16 protein-coding genes are annotated in these 15,091 nt (G+C 67.6%); 8 read left to right on the forward strand and 8 right to left on the reverse strand.

All coding sequences use genetic code 11. The annotated features are described in order from the left end of the window. Window positions 1-130 precede the first annotated feature (130 nt). On the reverse strand, window positions 131-697 hold the full coding sequence (locus EA472_RS18660) for a hypothetical protein (RefSeq protein WP_124193017.1): 567 nt from the start codon (window positions 695-697) through the stop codon (window positions 131-133). Between the two features lie 258 nt (window positions 698-955). Between EA472_RS18660 and EA472_RS18665 the strand changes: the two genes are divergently transcribed. Then, window positions 956-1,513, forward strand: coding sequence for a DUF7344 domain-containing protein (locus EA472_RS18665; RefSeq protein ID WP_124193018.1), 558 nt, complete (start codon window positions 956-958; stop codon window positions 1,511-1,513). 42 nt (window positions 1,514-1,555) lie between these two features. Here EA472_RS18665 and EA472_RS18670 read toward each other — a convergent pair whose 3' ends face one another. Further along, window positions 1,556-2,752, reverse strand: coding sequence for a hypothetical protein (locus tag EA472_RS18670; RefSeq protein ID WP_124193019.1), 1,197 nt, complete (start codon window positions 2,750-2,752; stop codon window positions 1,556-1,558). Window positions 2,753-2,957: 205 nt separating this feature from the next. Here EA472_RS18670 and EA472_RS18675 point away from each other — a divergent pair, with 205 nt between their 5' ends. After that, window positions 2,958-3,281, forward strand: a complete 324-nt coding sequence (locus tag EA472_RS18675) for an EMC6-like membrane protein (RefSeq protein WP_124193020.1) — start codon at window positions 2,958-2,960, stop codon at window positions 3,279-3,281. Between the two features lies 1 nt (window position 3,282). Then, the gene (locus EA472_RS18680; protein WP_124193021.1) at window positions 3,283-5,118 is read left to right on the forward strand and encodes a ribosome biogenesis/translation initiation ATPase RLI; all 1,836 of its coding nucleotides are present in this window, start codon (window positions 3,283-3,285) and stop codon (window positions 5,116-5,118) included. Here EA472_RS18680 and EA472_RS18685 read toward each other — a convergent pair. The 3 genes from EA472_RS18685 to EA472_RS18695 all read right to left on the reverse strand — a co-directional run bounded on the left by EA472_RS18685 (window position 5,106) and on the right by EA472_RS18695 (window position 7,196). Further along, window positions 5,106-5,897, reverse strand: coding sequence for a hypothetical protein (locus EA472_RS18685; RefSeq protein ID WP_124193022.1), 792 nt, complete (start codon window positions 5,895-5,897; stop codon window positions 5,106-5,108). The genes EA472_RS18680 and EA472_RS18685 overlap by 13 nt on opposite strands. A 50-nt stretch (window positions 5,898-5,947) precedes the next feature. Next, window positions 5,948-6,604, reverse strand: coding sequence for a class I SAM-dependent methyltransferase (locus EA472_RS18690; protein WP_124193023.1), 657 nt, complete (start codon window positions 6,602-6,604; stop codon window positions 5,948-5,950). Between the two features lie 70 nt (window positions 6,605-6,674). Next, entirely contained in the window at window positions 6,675-7,196 is a 522-nt protein-coding gene (locus EA472_RS18695) for an archaemetzincin family Zn-dependent metalloprotease (RefSeq protein WP_124193024.1), read from the reverse strand. Between the two features lie 39 nt (window positions 7,197-7,235). Here EA472_RS18695 and EA472_RS18700 point away from each other — a divergent pair, with 39 nt between their 5' ends. The 3 genes from EA472_RS18700 (at window position 7,236) to EA472_RS18710 (ending at window position 9,338) form a co-directional block, all read left to right on the forward strand. Next, a complete protein-coding gene (locus EA472_RS18700) occupies window positions 7,236-7,649 on the forward strand; it encodes a UPF0146 family protein (protein ID WP_207891187.1) in 414 nt (137 codons plus the stop codon). Between the two features lie 118 nt (window positions 7,650-7,767). Then, complete coding sequence (locus EA472_RS18705; protein WP_124193025.1) at window positions 7,768-8,397, forward strand: metalloprotease family protein; 630 nt, start codon at window positions 7,768-7,770, stop codon at window positions 8,395-8,397. A gap of 65 nt (window positions 8,398-8,462) precedes the next feature. Beyond that, window positions 8,463-9,338, forward strand: a complete 876-nt coding sequence (locus EA472_RS18710; RefSeq protein ID WP_124193026.1) for a TIGR01548 family HAD-type hydrolase — start codon at window positions 8,463-8,465, stop codon at window positions 9,336-9,338. An 18-nt stretch (window positions 9,339-9,356) separates the two neighbouring features. Here the strand turns inward: EA472_RS18710 and EA472_RS18715 are convergent, their stop codons facing one another. Together EA472_RS18715 and EA472_RS18720 are read right to left on the reverse strand one after the other, a co-directional pair. Beyond that, window positions 9,357-10,142 carry an SDR family oxidoreductase gene (locus tag EA472_RS18715; protein WP_124193027.1) on the reverse strand — a complete coding sequence of 262 codons (786 nt, stop codon included), beginning with the start codon at window positions 10,140-10,142 and terminating at the stop codon, window positions 9,357-9,359. A gap of 143 nt (window positions 10,143-10,285) precedes the next feature. Further along, window positions 10,286-10,744, reverse strand: a complete 459-nt coding sequence (locus EA472_RS18720) for a Tfx family DNA-binding protein (RefSeq protein ID WP_124193028.1) — start codon at window positions 10,742-10,744, stop codon at window positions 10,286-10,288. Window positions 10,745-10,933: 189 nt separating this feature from the next. On the opposite strand from EA472_RS18720, the gene EA472_RS18725 reads away from it, so the two are divergent. Both EA472_RS18725 and EA472_RS18730 read left to right on the forward strand, forming a co-directional pair. Further along, the gene (locus tag EA472_RS18725) at window positions 10,934-12,898 is read left to right on the forward strand and encodes a molybdopterin biosynthesis protein (protein ID WP_124193029.1); all 1,965 of its coding nucleotides are present in this window, start codon (window positions 10,934-10,936) and stop codon (window positions 12,896-12,898) included. A gap of 83 nt (window positions 12,899-12,981) precedes the next feature. Continuing rightward, on the forward strand, window positions 12,982-13,641 hold the full coding sequence (locus EA472_RS18730) for a helix-turn-helix domain-containing protein (RefSeq protein WP_124193030.1): 660 nt from the start codon (window positions 12,982-12,984) through the stop codon (window positions 13,639-13,641). A gap of 77 nt (window positions 13,642-13,718) precedes the next feature. Here EA472_RS18730 and EA472_RS18735 read toward each other — a convergent pair whose 3' ends face one another. Further along, window positions 13,719-14,960: an MBL fold metallo-hydrolase gene (locus tag EA472_RS18735; protein WP_124193031.1), complete on the reverse strand. Its 1,242-nt coding sequence runs from the start codon at window positions 14,958-14,960 to the stop codon at window positions 13,719-13,721. Window positions 14,961-15,091 lie beyond the last annotated feature (131 nt).

A 15,091-nucleotide genomic window follows, 5' to 3' on the forward strand; every position in this document is an offset into this window, starting at 1 on the left:
GAGGCGTTCGGTTCCTCCGTTTTCCGGTTCAAATTTCAGACGGAGCTAACGGAGGCGTGATACGAACGGGGGTGTCACACCGGTTCGGCGGCTCGACGAGCGAAGCGCTACCCGAACGCGTCGTACCCGATTACGACGCGTCGGTCGCCGTGAAGGTCATCTCGTCGAGTACGTCATCTCCGTCGTTCAACGTCGCCTGCGTGGTGTCGATCACGAGGTCGACCGTAACCTCGTCTCCGTCTCCGAGTTCCCATTCGTTGCCGGATTCGGTGTCTCCGATCAGGTCGTCTTCATCGCTGACGCCCGTCGGCGTGTCGGTGCTCGCACTCTCGTTGAACTCGAGGCTGAAGATCGATCGTGCGGTGGCGTCGTCGACGTCCCCGCCGGACGCGAGCGTGACGCCGAGTTCGATCTGCTGACCGCCGTTGTTCTCGATCTCGATCGCTTCGTCGACCCTGGTCGTCCCGTTGAGGTTGATGTTGTTCTGGTCGATTCCCAGCGTTCCGCCGTCTTCGTCGATCAGCTGCGAATCGGTGTCGCCGCGGAGCGTCAGCAGCGCCGACGAGTCGTCGGCGACCGAGATGTCTGCCGTTCTCGTGGCTTCCACCTGGCTGAACGCGCCAGTTCCGATTGCTGCGCCACCGCCGGCGACGATCGTTCCGAGTCCGAGTAACACGTTGCGTCTGTTCATTCTCATGGGTTCAGTCTCACGATCCGAACCGTCGATCGGCGACCCGATCCGGCTCGGTTCTCACTCGAACACCAGACAGTCCAGCATCTTTGTATTAGGCAGCCAGAAGGTCCGAACGGTCGGCGAGAAGACGTTCAAGCCGGTCTTGAACGGAGAATACCCGCGACGAGCCGAACCGGTTCGGGAGCGTCGCCGACGCCCCTCCCGCGAAGTCAGCAAACTTATGTGTCGACCGGGCGTCACTGTCGCTCGTGAGGGGGATCGATGGCGACGCTCGAGGGCGACACTGACTCGAGCGACGAGGCGCGTCCGAAGCGCGGCGAGATTTTCGACCTCCTGAGTAACCACCGACGTCGGTACGCCGTCCACTACTGCAAGCGCGAGGACGGACCGGTCACCCTCGGCGAGCTGGCCGAGCAGGTCGCGGCCTGGGAACTCGACAAGGAGGTGTCGGAGATCACCTCGGCGGAGCGAAAACGCGCGTACACCTCGTTACAGCAGACGCACCTGCCGACGCTCGAGCGCGCCGGCATGGTCGAGTTCGACGACCGGACGATCGAGCTGACCGACGACGCCGCCGACCTCGAGGTGTACCTCGACGTCGTTCCCGGCGACTCGGTCCCGTGGGGGGTGTACTACCTCGGCCTCTCCGTCCTCGGGTTCGTCGTGTTGGGCGGCGTCGCGCTCGAGATCGTGCCGACCGAGACGGTTCCTCCTCTTGGATGGGCGGCGATCGTCCTCGGGCTGTTCGCCGTTTCGGCGGTCGCGCACGCCTTCTCGAGCCGACGGATGCGGCTTGGCGAGATCGAACGGCCGCCGTGATCACGGAGACCGCGCGGGACGTCCACATCGAGAGAAACGCCGTCACTCCTCGCGGACGTACGGCGGCGGATCCTCGCCGTCGGCGACGGTCGTCACGGTGCCCGAATCGACCGGAATGCCACTCTCGGTCAACACCTCGACGGTGATCTCGTACGGATCGCCGCTCGTTCCACCTTGACCGCCACCGCCGCCCTGGCCGCCACCTCCACCCTGGCCGCCACCTCCGCCACCGCCACTTTCTGGATAAGACACGGATCCGGTCGGCTCGTCTTCGCTTGTGACCGTCTGATCGGACCAGGAGTGATTCTGATTGTCGAACGTCACCTCGACCCATCCGAAGTTTTCGGTGTTCGAGAGTTCGTACTCGACATCGAACTGGGCGTAATCCTGCTCCAGACTCGAGTTGTCGGTTACCGTGAACGTCTCGAGCACCGGATCGTCGTCGTCGCCGAAGTCGTCGTCGTCATCGTCGCTTTCGCCGTCGGCGACTCTGGTGGTTTGCTCGAAGATAACCGAACCCTGCTCTTCGTCGAACACCTCGAACGTGAACTCGTAGGTGTCTCCCTCGGCGCCGCCGTCGTGTCCGCTCGAGGGATACGAGATCACGCCCTCGGGATCCGTGACGGTGAACGACTCGCTCAGATTGTGGTCGTCTTCGCTTACGTTTTCGACGAATAGCTCCAGCCGGTCGAAGTCGGGAACGTCACGAACCTGGTACTGGACGTCGAACTCGACGTTCGTGTTCCGCGTCCGATCGACGATGCTGCGGTTGAGCGTCGGGATCGCGGTTCGACGCCGCAGATCGACCGACAGCGACTCGCCGTCGGTCGCGGTCACGTCGAACGCCAGCGCGTCCGGTCCCCCGTCCCGTGCGGGATCGATCGTCGCCGTGACGGTCGTCGACCCGCCAGGCTGAAGCGACGTCTCCGCCGGCGAGACGGACTCCGATCCGAGCGCATCGACCAGCTCGATCGTGACGTCGAGAGCCCGCTCGGCGTTGTTGGTGACGTCGACGAGCGGTTCGTCCGGCAAGCCGACGCCGACCAGCGGGGCGACGTCGAGACCGAGCAACGCGCCCCCGTCCGACCCGACGCCGACCGACGCGCCTCGAGTCGCCGCCGTCCGGGAGAACGCACCGGATTCGGTGAGCATGAGTCCGGTGCCGACGACGACGAAACCGCCGGCGACGACGCTCCGGCGCGTGATCGGCTTCCCCCCGCTCCGTCGACGATTTCCCATCGGATCGAGTACGAATAAGTTCTCGAGTGAAATAAGTAATCTGGTCGAACAGTGTTTTCGAAGGATATAGACGGGAATAAAAGGCAGATCGGGGATGACAGTCTCCTGTCTCCTCGACGGTCGGGTACGGGGCGGCGGACAGGACGTCGGAACGCCACGGAGCCAACCCGAACGGCTTTTCAACACCGCCACCCGAGGTCACAGTATGTCGACCGAATCGATTAGCGATCGGCGCGAGCACATCCGCTCGATCAGCGTAACCGCGCTGTCGGCGTTGCTCGGCGTCGGGGCGGCGCTGGCTTCCGCGTCGGTCACCGGCCACCTCGAGCCGGCCGAGGCGGCGACCCAGACGACGCCGCTGTTGCTCGTCTTCGGCGCGATCCTCGTGCAGTTCGTCCTCTTCGATTTCACGAGCATCTACGGCGAGGACGAGTTCGGGATCAAACACTACCTGTTCATCACGTTCATGACGTTCTCGTTCTGGTTCGTGGTGTGGGGAATCCTACTCACTGCGGAGTACACGGCATAACATGGCCGACGACAGCATCGCCGTCGTAGACCTCGATCGGTGTCAGCCCGACCGGTGTAACTACGAGTGCAAGAACTACTGTCCGCCGAACCGGACGGGAAAGGAGTGCATCACCCTTCGCGGCGACGACGCCGCCGAGGGCCAGCCCGAACAGATCCACATCTCCGAGGAGATCTGTCTCGGCGAAACCTGTGGCATCTGCGTCGAGAAGTGTCCGTTCGACGCGATCGAGATCATCAACCTGCCGAGCGAACTCCAGGACGATCCCGCCCACCGGTACGGCGAGAACGCCTTCTCGCTGTACGGTCTCCCCGCCCCCCAGGAGGGACAGGTGACGGGTATCCTGGGACCGAACGGAATCGGGAAGACGACCGCCGTCCGAATCCTCGCGGGCGAACTCGAGCCGAATCTCGGTCGCCACGAGGAGTCGCCGGGCTGGGACGAGGTGCTCGAAGCCTACCGCGGCACGGAGCTCCAGGACTACATCGCTGACGTTCGCGACGGGGCGGTCACCGTCGCCAGAAAACCGCAGTACGTCGACCAGATACCCGAGAGCTTCGACGGCAACACCCGCGAACTGCTCGAGCGAACCGACGAGCGCGGCGAACTCGACTCGCTCGTTTCCCGGCTCTCGATCGACCCCGTCATGGAGCAGTCGATCGACGACCTCTCGGGCGGCGAACTCCAGCGGGTCGCGCTCGCGGCGACGCTCGCCCGCGATACGGACTTTTACTTCCTGGACGAGATCACCCCGTATCTCGACATCGGCCAGCGCGTGACGGCCGCGCGACTGATCCGGGAGCTCGCGGAGGAAGAAAACCGCTCGATGCTGGTCGTCGAACACGACCTGGCGATCCTCGACCTGCTCGCGGACACGCTCCACGTCGCCTACGGTGAGCCCGGCGCCTACGGCGTCATTACCCCGCCCAAGTCCGTCCGCAACGGTATCAACGAGTACCTCGCGGGCTACCTCGACAACGAGAACATGCGGATCCGACCGGATCCGATCGAGTTCGAGGAACACGCCCCGCGAACCGAGACCCACGGCGACACGCTCGTCGAGTACCCCGACCTCACGAAGAGCTACGGCGACGGCGAGTTCGCCCTCGAGGTCGACGGCGGCGCGATTCGATGGAACGAGGTGCTCGGGATCGTCGGCCCGAACGGGATCGGAAAGTCGACGTTCGCGAAGCTCCTGACCGGAAACCTCGAGCCCGACAGCGTCGCCGGATCGGCCGAGTCCGCGGATCTCGATCTGAATCTCGAGATCTCGTACAAACCCCAGTACGTGACGATCGACCAGCACATGCGCGTCGACGCCTTCCTCTCGTCGATCACGGACCAGTTCGGCTCCTCGTACTGGAACACCGAGATCGCGGGGCCGCTGCAACTCGAGCGGATCATGGAACAGAACCTCTCGGATCTCTCGGGCGGCGAACGCCAGCGAGTGGCGATCGCGGCCTGTCTCTCCGACTCCGCGGACCTCTACCTGCTCGACGAGCCCTCGGCCCACCTCGACGTCGAACAGCGCGTGCAGGCGACGAGCGCCATCCGCCGGTACGCCGAACAGCAGGACGCCACCGTGTTGGTCATCGACCACGACATCTACATGATCGACCTGCTCGCCGACCGGCTGATGGTCTTCGACGGCGAGCCGGCCGTCCACGGACGCGCAGGCACGCCACAGTCGATGCGAGACGGCATGAACGAGTTCCTCGCCAACCTCGAGGTCACGTTCCGCCGCGACGAGCGAACCTCGCGCCCGCGGATCAACAAGCCCGACTCACAGCTCGATCGCCAGCAAAAAAGCGACGGCGAGTACTACTACGCGCCCTGATCGTCGCCCGATAGGAGAGCGAGTCCGATCAGCGCGAGGACGAATCCGCCGAGCGCGTAGCCGACGAGCGCGCTCGAGACGGCCAGTTCGCCCGTCGTCGCCAGCGCGACGCCGACGGCCGACAGCAGCGGTGCGACGAGAATCGAGAGCCACGCGGCCGCCGTCGTCGCGTCGATCCCGCTCGAACGGTCGTTCTCGAGCGATCGGCGCTCGAGCGGATCGACCAGTCGCCACTCGGGATCGTCGGTTCGCTCGAGGCGGTACCGACCGCCCGACAGCGACGAGAGCAGGGCGTCGCTCGCGGCCCGGACCGACGACTCCCACCACTCTTCGTCGGCGTCGGGCTCGAGATCCGCTCGAGCCAGGTAGACGGGTTCGCCCACGACGTGATCGATCGACGCCGCGTCGTAGCCGACGTCCTCGACCAGCCGCGCGAGCAGGAACTCGCGCGACCAGGGTATCGGCTTCTCGAGCGCGAACGAGGCGGTTTCGCCGTGAGGGAGGGAAACCGAGAGCCGAACCGTCGTCGCGTCGACGGCGGTCACGTCGGTCACTCGCCCCTCGACGTAGCCCTCCGGGGTCGTCATCACGTCGATTCGCCCGAGTTCGTCCGCCAGCTCGCGTTCCGGCGAGGAGACGTCGCGGTCGTTCCGACGACCGCGGCGGTCCGCGCCGTCGATCGATCGGTCCGCGGAACTCCCGCGCGTGATCTCGATTTCGATCTCGCCGTCGCTGGTCTCGCGGTCGCACTCGTCGCGTTCGTCCGGGTCGTCGGTCACGGTGGTGCTCGCCTCGGACCTACGGGCGCGAGCGAGGTAAGTCGTTCCCGTTACCGGTCTCCTGGCGTCGCCCGGACGACGGCGAACAGTCCGTCGCCGTGACCGGGCCGAACGCCCGACGAGACGTCCGGATCGTCCCCGATGGCTCCCGGATCGTCGACGATCGTCTGGACGCGGCGTTCGATCTCGAACCCCGCGTTCGCGAGCGCGGCGGACGCCTCGTCGGCGGTCAGAAACTCGGCGCGGGCGTAGAACGGGCTCTCGTCTTTGTGCTTCTGGTACACCTGCCCGATCGGACTCGAGCGGTCGAGGACCGCGAGGACGAGCGTCCCGTCGGCGGCGAGGACGCGCCGGGCTTCCGCCAGCGTCCGCTCGAGATCGTCGACGAACGAGAGGACGGTGACGAACGCGACGAGATCGAGCGTTCCAGTTCCGACCGGAAGGAGTTCGGCGACGCCGCGGATCGGATCGACGCCGCGCTCTCGAGCGCGTTCGAGCGGCGCTCGAGCGGGATCGATCCCGACTCCGATTCCGAGCGTGCCGGCGAAGCGTCCGGTTCCGACGCCGACCTCGAGGGCGCGTTCGGCGTCGAAGTCGTCCGGAAGCGCTCGCTCGAGCGCCGCACGCTCGAGCCGATAGGCGCCCGCGTGAGCGTCGTACCACTCGTCGTACGCGTCCGTGTGAGTTTCGAAGGGTGCGTGTGACATCGATCCGGAACCACGAAGACGAGACTGAAAGTACCGGTACCTAATCGTTACGCCCCGAGCGTGAGTCGGATCAGCTAATCAGTCGCTGACAGCTTCCGCAGAGAAACTCCTCTTTGATGTCGACCTCCCTCACCGTCGGCGAGAAGTTCATCACGCAGCGGTTGTTGTCGCAGTGTTCGAGGCCGTAGGTGTGGCCGATCTCGTGGACGATCTCCTTGCGGACGCGGTTTTCGAAGATTTCGCTCGCGCTCTTGTTCGAGAAGCCGCCGTCGCTCGAGGTCTGCAGCCGGTAGGTCGAGACCACGCTTCCGCTGCCGTCGAGGTAAGCCAGACCGAAGACGTAGTTTCGACGCCGATAGAAGAGGTCGTGTGGGGTGATGGCGATGTTCTTGTCGCCGCGACCGACGCGCTCTGCGAGCTGGATGAACGTCTCCGCCGAGTACTGATTTCGACCGGAATCGTACGCGCCGTTTGGAACCGACTGCGAGTCGTTGATCGAAACCTCGCAGTCGTAGACCGACCGCAACGCCGAGGAGGCCGCCCGCTTGACCTCCGCGGGGACGTTGCCGACCGGCACGATGTCGACGAGCATAGCAAGGGCTATGGTCGCGGACGCTATAAACGTCCCGCCGTGTCCCACTCTCGCCGGAACGCACCGCCAATGCTCGAGTTCCTCCTCGAGTACGACCGCGTCGTCGAGGTCGGCGTCGGTCGGCGAACCGACCTGGCGGCGGCGCTCGTCGCGAGCGGCGTCGACGTCACCGCGACCGACGTCCACCGACGCGACGTCCCCGACGGCGTCCGGTTCGTCCGCGACGACGTCGTCGATCCCGACCCGTCGGTGTACGCCGACGCCGACGCCGTCTACGCGCGCAACTTGCCGCCGGAGCTCCACCGGCCGGCGCTCGAGGCGGCTCGAGCCGCCGACGCCGAGTTCCTGTTTACGACGCTGGGTGGCGATCAACCCGCGGTGCCGGTCGAGCGACGAACGGTTCGGGATGGGACGGTGTACGTGGCACGGACGGATCCGTCCGGTCGGGAGTGAAGTGGACAGGAGAGCGCGTGAGTCAGGGTGAGACGGACAGGAGAGCGCGTGAGTCGAGGGGCGAACGCGCGAGCGAGACGCGAACCGTTTATCGGGATCCGGAACAGTTCGGATAGCGATGGTCTCGGAGCACGCGTCGTTCGTCCTCGTCGCGGTAGTCGCCGCCGTCGCGCTCGCGACGGTCTTCGTCGGCATCGGGTACGTGTTCTGGCTCTGTGGCCGGCTCTTTGCCCTCCCGGGCGTCGTCGTTCACGAACTGGCCCACAAAACGGCCTGCGACCTCGCGGGCGTTCACGTCGCCGAGGTCGTCTACTTTCGACTCGGCGATCCGGCGGGGTACGTCGTCCACGAGCGACCGACGCGCTACAGCGCCTCGTTCGCGATCGGCGTCGCCCCGTTTCTCGCCAACACCGTCGTCTCGTTCGCGGCGTTTCTCGCCCTCGGGGTACTCGTCTCGCGGATCGGCGATCCTCGAGCGGTCGCCGCCGAGACGGTCGCCGCCGGCGTCGCGCTCGGCTGGCTCGGCCTCTCGGTCGGGATGGCCGCGTTTCCGAGCACCGGAGACGCGAGCGAACTCTGGAACCGGTCGCGGTCCGAGTGGCGACGGTCCCCGTCCGTCCTGCTCGGCGTTCCGGTCGTGGCGCTCATCTACGTCGCGAACCTGCTGTCGCGGCTGTGGGCTCACGTGCTGTACGCGCTCGCGCTCGGAGCGTTCGCGTTCGCCGCCGTCGGCCTCGGTCCGTTCTGAACGCCGTCGGTCCGTTCCGATCCGAATTCGACCGCTTTTATCACCTGCGGGCCGTTTGGGGGAGTATGAACGCAGACGCCGTCGTGCTCGACGTCGACGGCGTGCTCGTCGACGTCGCCGGCTCCTACCGCCGGGCGATCCTCGAGTCGATCGAGCGCGTCTACGATCGGACGATCCGCAGGGAAGACATCCAGCAGTTCAAGAACGCGGGCGGGTTCAACAACGACTGGGAACTGACGTACGCGGCCGCGCTGTACGTGCTCGCGACCGCGGAAGGCTACGGCGAGTCGATCGACGAGTTCACCGACGCGATCGCCGCCGAAGGCGGGGGACTCGAGGCGGCCGAGACCGTCGTCCGGAACGGACTCGGCGCGCGGGCGACCCAGCGCGTGCTCGAGCGGTGGGATCGCGAGCGTCTCCGGGACGTCTTCCAGCAGCTGTATCTCGGTGCGGAGCTCTACCGCGGGATCGAGGGCGGCGAGCCGGACCTCGAGACGCGCGGGTTCATCCACGACGAGCCGGTGTTGCTCGAGGCCGAAACGCGCGACCTCCTCCTCGAGAACTACGACGTCGGGATCCTGACCGGACGGCCGGAGGCCGAGGCGGGGATCGCTCTCGATCGCGTCTCGCTCGAGGCGGAGCTGCCGCTCGACCACCGGTTCACGATGGACGACTGGGAGGAAGGGAAACCGCATCCGAAGGCGCTGACGACGCTCGCCGAGCGGTTCGACGCCGAGACGGTCGTTTTCGTGGGCGACACCCTCGACGACGTCCGGACGGCGGTCAACGCGAGCGAGGTCGACCCGGGCCGAACGTACCACGGCGTCGGCGTCCTGACCGGCGGACTCACGGGCGAGGAGGGCCGGGAGACGTTCGCCGCCGACGGCGCGACGACGGTGCTGGAATCGGTGAACGAGCTGCCGGACGCGCTCGCGGAGTGACGGAGCCACCGCGCAGCGCTAGCTCCGGAGCAAGCCGCCGTCGATCGCCAGCTGAGCGCCGTTGACGTAGCTCGAGCGGGGACTCGAGAGGAAGGCGACAGCCTCGCCGAGTTCGCGCGGCTCGCCGATGCGATCCATCGGGATGTCGTCCGCGAGCTCCGCCAGCCCCTCGTCGTAGTCGTCGTAGACGCCGGCGTCGATGCGCTCGTCGACGAGCGCCTCGATGCGCGGCGTCTCGATCGTTCCCGGCAACACCGCGTTCGCCCTGATCTCGGGGGCGAACTCCCGCGAAACGGTCTTGACGAGACCGATCACCGCCCGTCGAACCGCGTTCGACAGCAACAACCCGTCGGCCACCTCTCGGACCGTCCGGGAGGTGATACACGTGATCGTCCCGCGGTCGGACTCGAGCAGGTGCGGGTGGGCCTCCTCGATCGCCCAGACGACGCCCATCACGAGCACGTCGTACGCCCGGTACCAGTCCTGTTCGTCGGTCTCGAGGAACGTCGCGCTCGGCGGCCCGCCGGCGGAGGTGACCAGGTGATCGAGGCCGCCGAAGGCGTCGACGGTCTCGGTGACGAGCCGCGAGACGTCGTCGGGATCCGTGACGTCCGCCTGCAGGGCGAGCACCTCGCCGTCGCCGGTTTCGGCGAGCTCCGCTCGGGCCGCCTCGAGGCGATCTTCCGTTCGACCGCAGATCGTGACGTTCGCGTCCTCCGCCGCCAGCGCGCGGGCGCTCGCGAGTCCGAGCCCGCTCGAGGAGGCGGTGACCAGCCCAGCGTCGCCGTCGAGTTCGAGGTCCATGATGGGCTCGACGGCACCGAGAACCAAATCTTCGGGGGGCGGTTTCGAGGGGACCGATGATCGGGACGATCTCTCGTGTCCCGAGCGAGTTCGGGCTACGCTCGCCGTCTTCGACGGCTTCGAAGTCGGCGACTGCGACGCCGTCACTCCTGGTGGCGAACGCGAACCATGCCGTCCGACGTCACGCCGACGATCAGCGGGATCGCGACCTCGCGTCCGGAGACGGCCGATCCCGCGGCGTCGCTGACGACTTTCATCAGGTCCGGGGCGGTGTAGTCGACCTTGACGCCGGCCTCGTCGCAGGCCTCGTAGACGAGCTGGGGGACGTCGTAGAGGTCGGTCCCCTCCGGGACGCGGACGCGAACCGGCGCTCGCAGCGCCTCGGCGAACGCGACCGTCTCGCGAGCCTTCTCGAGGTTCTCGCGGGCGCTGGCCTCGACGGAGGAGACGTTCGCCCGGGAGGTTCCGAGCGCGTCCGCGATGTCGGCCTGTGAGACGTCGCGTTCGCGTAGCGCGAGCACCTGGGCCTGCCGGTGTGTCAGCACGCTCGTCTCCGCGTCGAAGCCGATCTCCTGGAGCAACTCCTCGATCTCGTCGATCACGCGGATCGCCTCCGGCCGGAAGCGAGCGGGGTGGTTCGGACTCGCGTGTTCATACGTCGACAGTATCCGGAGGAGGGATCAAAGCTTCCCCGGTCCGTTCGCCGATTCGACGATCCGAAAACCGTGAGTCGTCCCCGAACCGCGGGCCGACGTGGCCGACGTTTTTACGCTCCCGCCCGAAGTGGCGGTATGGACCGAAAGGAGTTTCGCGACCTCGCTCCCCCGGCGGAGGCACACGAGGCCATCGCGTCGCTGTCGCTCGAGGCCGGGATCGAGCGCGTCTCGCTCGAGGACGCCCGCGGACGGGTGCTCGTCGCCCGCCTCGACGCCGAACTCGACGTGCCCGGCTTCGACAGGGCCACGCTCGACGGCTACGCCCTGCGGGCGCGGGACACGTTCAGCGCGGACGAAGCCGATCCCGCGCGGCTCGCGGTCGTCGGCGAGGTTCACGCCGGCGAGGAGCCCGCGGTCGAACTCGAGGGGGGTCAGGCCGTCGAGATCTCGACGGGCGCGGTGATGCCCCGCGGCGCGGACGCGATGGCTCCGGTCGAACGAACCGACGACGACGGCGACGACGTCCTGGTTCGGACGAGCGTCGCGCCCGGCGACAACGTCATGTTCGCCGGTGCCGACGTCGCCGCGGGCGAGCGCGCGCTCGGGCCCGGAACGACGATCACGCCGCGGGACGTCGGGCTCCTGTCGGCGCTCGGGATCGACGAGGTTCCCGTTCGCAAGCGCCCCCGCGTCGGCATCGTCTCGACGGGCGACGAACTCGTCCGCCCCGGCGAGGACGTCGACAGCGCCCGCGGGGAGATCTACGACGTCAACAGCTACACGATCGCGGCGGGCGTCGAGGACGCGGGGGGCGAGGCCGTCCTCTACCCGCACGCTGGCGACGACCGCGAGGAGATGGAACGGATTCTCCGGGAGGCCGCGAGCGAGTGCGACCTCGTGCTCTCGTCCGGTTCGACCAGCGCGAGCGCGGTCGACGTGATCTACCGCGTGATCGAGGAGGGCGGCGAACTGTTGCTCCACGGCGTGCGCGTCAAACCCGGAAAGCCGATGCTCGTGGGCCGGCTCGAGGACTCGGCGTACGTCGGCCTCCCCGGCTACCCCGTCTCCGCGATGATGGTCTTTCGAACGTTCGTCGCGCCGGCGATCAGGGAAGCCGCCGGCGTTCCCGAGCCGGAGGCGGCGACCGTCACCGGGCGGCTGGCGCGTCGCGAACGCTACGGCGAGGGTCGACTTCGCCTCATGCCCGTCGGGCTCGTCGAGCCAGGACCGCCTTCGACGGCCTCGAGCGGCGGTGATAGAGCCGACGGCGACGGAGCGGCGACCCCCGACGCCGACACGGAACGCGCGCCGCTCGTCTACCCCGTCGACAAGGGCAGCGGCGCGACGACGAGCCTCGCGGAGGCCGACGGCGTCGTCGAGGTGCCGCCGGACGTCGACTACCTCGAGGCGGGCGAACCCGTCGACGTCCGGCTCTTCTCGCCCGACGTTCGTCCGCCGTCGGTACTCGGCGTCGGCGAGGACGATCCGACCGTGAACCGACTGCTCGATCGCCTCGAGAACCCGCGGTACCTCTCGGTCGGATCTCGGCCGGCGCTCCGGCGGCTGCGCGAGGGCGTCCCGGACGTCGCGGTCGTCGCCGGCCCGCTCGGCGACGACGCCGGGGAGATCGCCGTCTCCGTCCCGGGAACCGACTCGGACGCGGGCGAGCCGGTCGATCTCGGGAGCTGGGAACGCGAGTGGGGACTGCTCGTCCGTCCCGGCAATCCGGACGACGTCGACGGTGTGGCCGCCCTGATCGACCGCGACCTCCGGTTCGTCAACCGGACGACCGACTCCGGACTGCGCACGAGTCTGGACCGAACGCTCGCGGACCGGGCGGCCGAGCGGGACACCGACCGGCGCGACCTCGAGCGGTCGATCGACGGCTACGACGTCGGGCTGCGCGCCCACGAGAGTCCCGCCCGGCGAGTGCTGGCGGGCGAGGCGGACGCGGGACTCGGGCTCGCGGAAACCGCGGACAGGCTCGAACTCGAGTTCGTCCCGCTCGGTCGACAGCTCGTTCGGCTGCTGGCCAACCCGGACCGCGTCGACAGAGACGGCGTCCGCCACCTCGAGCGGGCCCTGGCCGACGACGCGTAGTTCGGCGCGACGAACGTCAGATTTCGCGACGGTCAGGATCGTCTGAACAGCGGTTTTTAGGGTGCGACGGTGTACGTGCCGTGATGTCGACGATAGCCGAACTCCGGTTCCCAGTTCCGGACACGACACTCGAGACGGCGTTCGAGCACGCTCCCGACGCGACGTTCGAACTGGAGTCGTCGGTGTCGAAGACTCGCCCCTGTCTCTGGGTCGCGGGCGTCGATCGCGACCGGACGGCGTCGGCGTTCGAGGCGGACCCGACCGTCGAGGCGTACGAACTCGTCGTCGAGACGCAGTCTCGGCTGTTATTCGACGTGCGGTTCGCCGACGGTTCCGGAATCGATCAGTTGTGCGATCCGCTGCTCGTCGACGGCGGGTCGCTGCTCGAGGCCTGGGCGTCCGACGGCTGGTGGCAGGTACGCGTCCGGTTTCCCGACCGCGACGCGCTCTGTAACGCGTACGATCGGCTCGTCGACCGCGACGTCAACGCGGACCTCCGACGGGTGACCGACGTCTCCGAGACCGCCGACCCCGACACGCGGCTGACCCCACAGCAACGCGAGGCGCTCGAGGCCGCACTCGAGTACGGCTACTTCGAGATTCCCCGGCGCATCTCCATGGAGGAGCTGGCCGCGGAACTCGGCATCTCCCACCAGGCGCTGTCCGAACGGTTCCGGCGGGCCTACGAGACGCTCGTCGACGAGGAGCTACAGCCGGCCGGCGAGCGCTCGACGGCCGAGTGAGTGCTCGACCGATCTCGAGACGAAACCGCTCGCATTCACGACGGCCGTGCGCACTGTTGGCGTCGGTTTCCGGAGAGTCATCCCAGTTCGCACGTCGCTCCCAGGTCGGGTGCACTCGCGTCGTACCCGTCCGCACGGAGTTCCTCGGCGAACGCCTCGCACCGATCGCCGTGGTTGACCAGCACCGTCTCGTCTCGATAGCGCTCGAGGAACGAGCGCAGCCCCGTCCGGTCCGCGTGCGCGGAGAAGTCGAACTGTTCGACCCGGGCGCTGACGCGCATCATCCGGCCGTCGATCTCGGCGCTGCCGGTCTCGAGGAGGTCCCGGCCGGGCGTCCCCTCGACCTGGTAGCCGGTCATCGCGATCGCATTCGCCGGATGGTCCCGCACCGCGGGGACGTAGGTCATCGCGGGCCCGCCGTGGAGCATCCCGCTCGTGGTGACGATGACCGTGTTCTGTTCGGCGATGCGCGTGCGCTGGCCGTCGCGGCCGTCGACGAAGCGGGCGTTGCCCTTCGCCCGTCGGAGGAGGTCCGGATCGCGGAGAAATTTGCGATTCTCCTCGCGCAACAGAAGTTCCGCGACGCGCGTGCCCATCCCGTCGACGTAACACTCGAGGTCGTGGCGCTCGCAGATGCACAGCACCTCCTGGGTGCGTCCGATCGCGAACGCGGGGACGACGACGGTGCCGCCCTCCCAGAGCGTCCGCTCGAGGAGGTCGACGAACGCGCGTTCGATCTCCTCGCGCGGGTCGCGCGTGGTGTCGGCGTACGTGCTCTCACAGATCACCGCGTCGGCGTCCGGCCTGGCGGTCGTCCCCGACAGCAGCCGCTGCTCTTCGGTGTGAAAGTCGCCGGTGTAGAGCAGTCGCGTCTCCCCGTCGTCGATCAGGACGTGGGCGCTGCCGGGAACGTGGCCCGCGTCGAAGAAGGTGATCTCGTAGCCGACGGCCTCGAACGGCTCGCGGTAGCCGTGGGTCTCCGAGACCTGCGTGAGCCGCGCGAGTTCGGCCCGCGTGAACGGGCAGTCGTAGGTTCCCCCGTGGAGTTTCAGCGTGTCGCGAGCCAGCAACATGGCGAGGTCCCGCGTCGGCGGCGTCCAGTGGACCGGCGGACGGGCGTCGCCCGACAGCAGCGACGGGATCGAGCCGACGTGATCCAGGTGGCCGTGGCTGACGACGACCGCCTCCGGATCGACGTCGCCGATCGGAAACGACGGCGGGTTGCCCGAGTCCATCCCGAAATCGAGTAGGAGCCGGCCGTCGACGAGGATCGCGCTTCGGCCGATCTCTCGAGCCCCGCCGAGAAACTGGACGTCCATTAGGCGACGGATACTCGGTCGTGCCGTTTGACAACGTCGATTGCTCGGCGTTCGAGGCGGAGATTGGCGACCTCGCGTTTGCCTCTCGCGTCGAAGCCGAGCGCTCACGATCCTCGGTATGAAGCGTCCGA

This window comes from Natrarchaeobius oligotrophus, assembly GCF_003841465.1.
GTDB classification, from domain to species: Archaea; Halobacteriota; Halobacteria; order Halobacteriales; family Natrialbaceae; genus Natrarchaeobius; species Natrarchaeobius oligotrophus.

Bases quoted from the DNA above. Each gene is read 5' to 3' on its own strand.
- EA472_RS18705 (WP_124193025.1), top strand. From the start codon at position 7,768: ATGGTCTCGGAGCACGCGTCGTTCGTCCTCGTCGCGGTAGTCGCCGCC.
- EA472_RS18725 (WP_124193029.1), top strand. From the start codon at position 10,934: ATGGACCGAAAGGAGTTTCGCGACCTCGCTCCCCCGGCGGAGGCACAC.
- EA472_RS18730 (WP_124193030.1), top strand. From the start codon at position 12,982: ATGTCGACGATAGCCGAACTCCGGTTCCCAGTTCCGGACACGACACTC.
- EA472_RS18690 (WP_124193023.1), bottom strand. From the start codon at position 6,604: ATGTCACACGCACCCTTCGAAACTCACACGGACGCGTACGACGAGTGG.
- EA472_RS18670 (WP_124193019.1), bottom strand. From the start codon at position 2,752: ATGGGAAATCGTCGACGGAGCGGGGGGAAGCCGATCACGCGCCGGAGC.
- EA472_RS18665 (WP_124193018.1), top strand. From the start codon at position 956: ATGGCGACGCTCGAGGGCGACACTGACTCGAGCGACGAGGCGCGTCCG.
- EA472_RS18710 (WP_124193026.1), top strand. From the start codon at position 8,463: ATGAACGCAGACGCCGTCGTGCTCGACGTCGACGGCGTGCTCGTCGAC.
- EA472_RS18695 (WP_124193024.1), bottom strand. From the start codon at position 7,196: ATGCTCGTCGACATCGTGCCGGTCGGCAACGTCCCCGCGGAGGTCAAG.
- EA472_RS18675 (WP_124193020.1), top strand. From the start codon at position 2,958: ATGTCGACCGAATCGATTAGCGATCGGCGCGAGCACATCCGCTCGATC.
- EA472_RS18660 (WP_124193017.1), bottom strand. From the start codon at position 697: ATGAGAATGAACAGACGCAACGTGTTACTCGGACTCGGAACGATCGTC.
- EA472_RS18715 (WP_124193027.1), bottom strand. From the start codon at position 10,142: ATGGACCTCGAACTCGACGGCGACGCTGGGCTGGTCACCGCCTCCTCG.
- EA472_RS18735 (WP_124193031.1), bottom strand. From the start codon at position 14,960: ATGGACGTCCAGTTTCTCGGCGGGGCTCGAGAGATCGGCCGAAGCGCG.
- EA472_RS18680 (WP_124193021.1), top strand. From the start codon at position 3,283: ATGGCCGACGACAGCATCGCCGTCGTAGACCTCGATCGGTGTCAGCCC.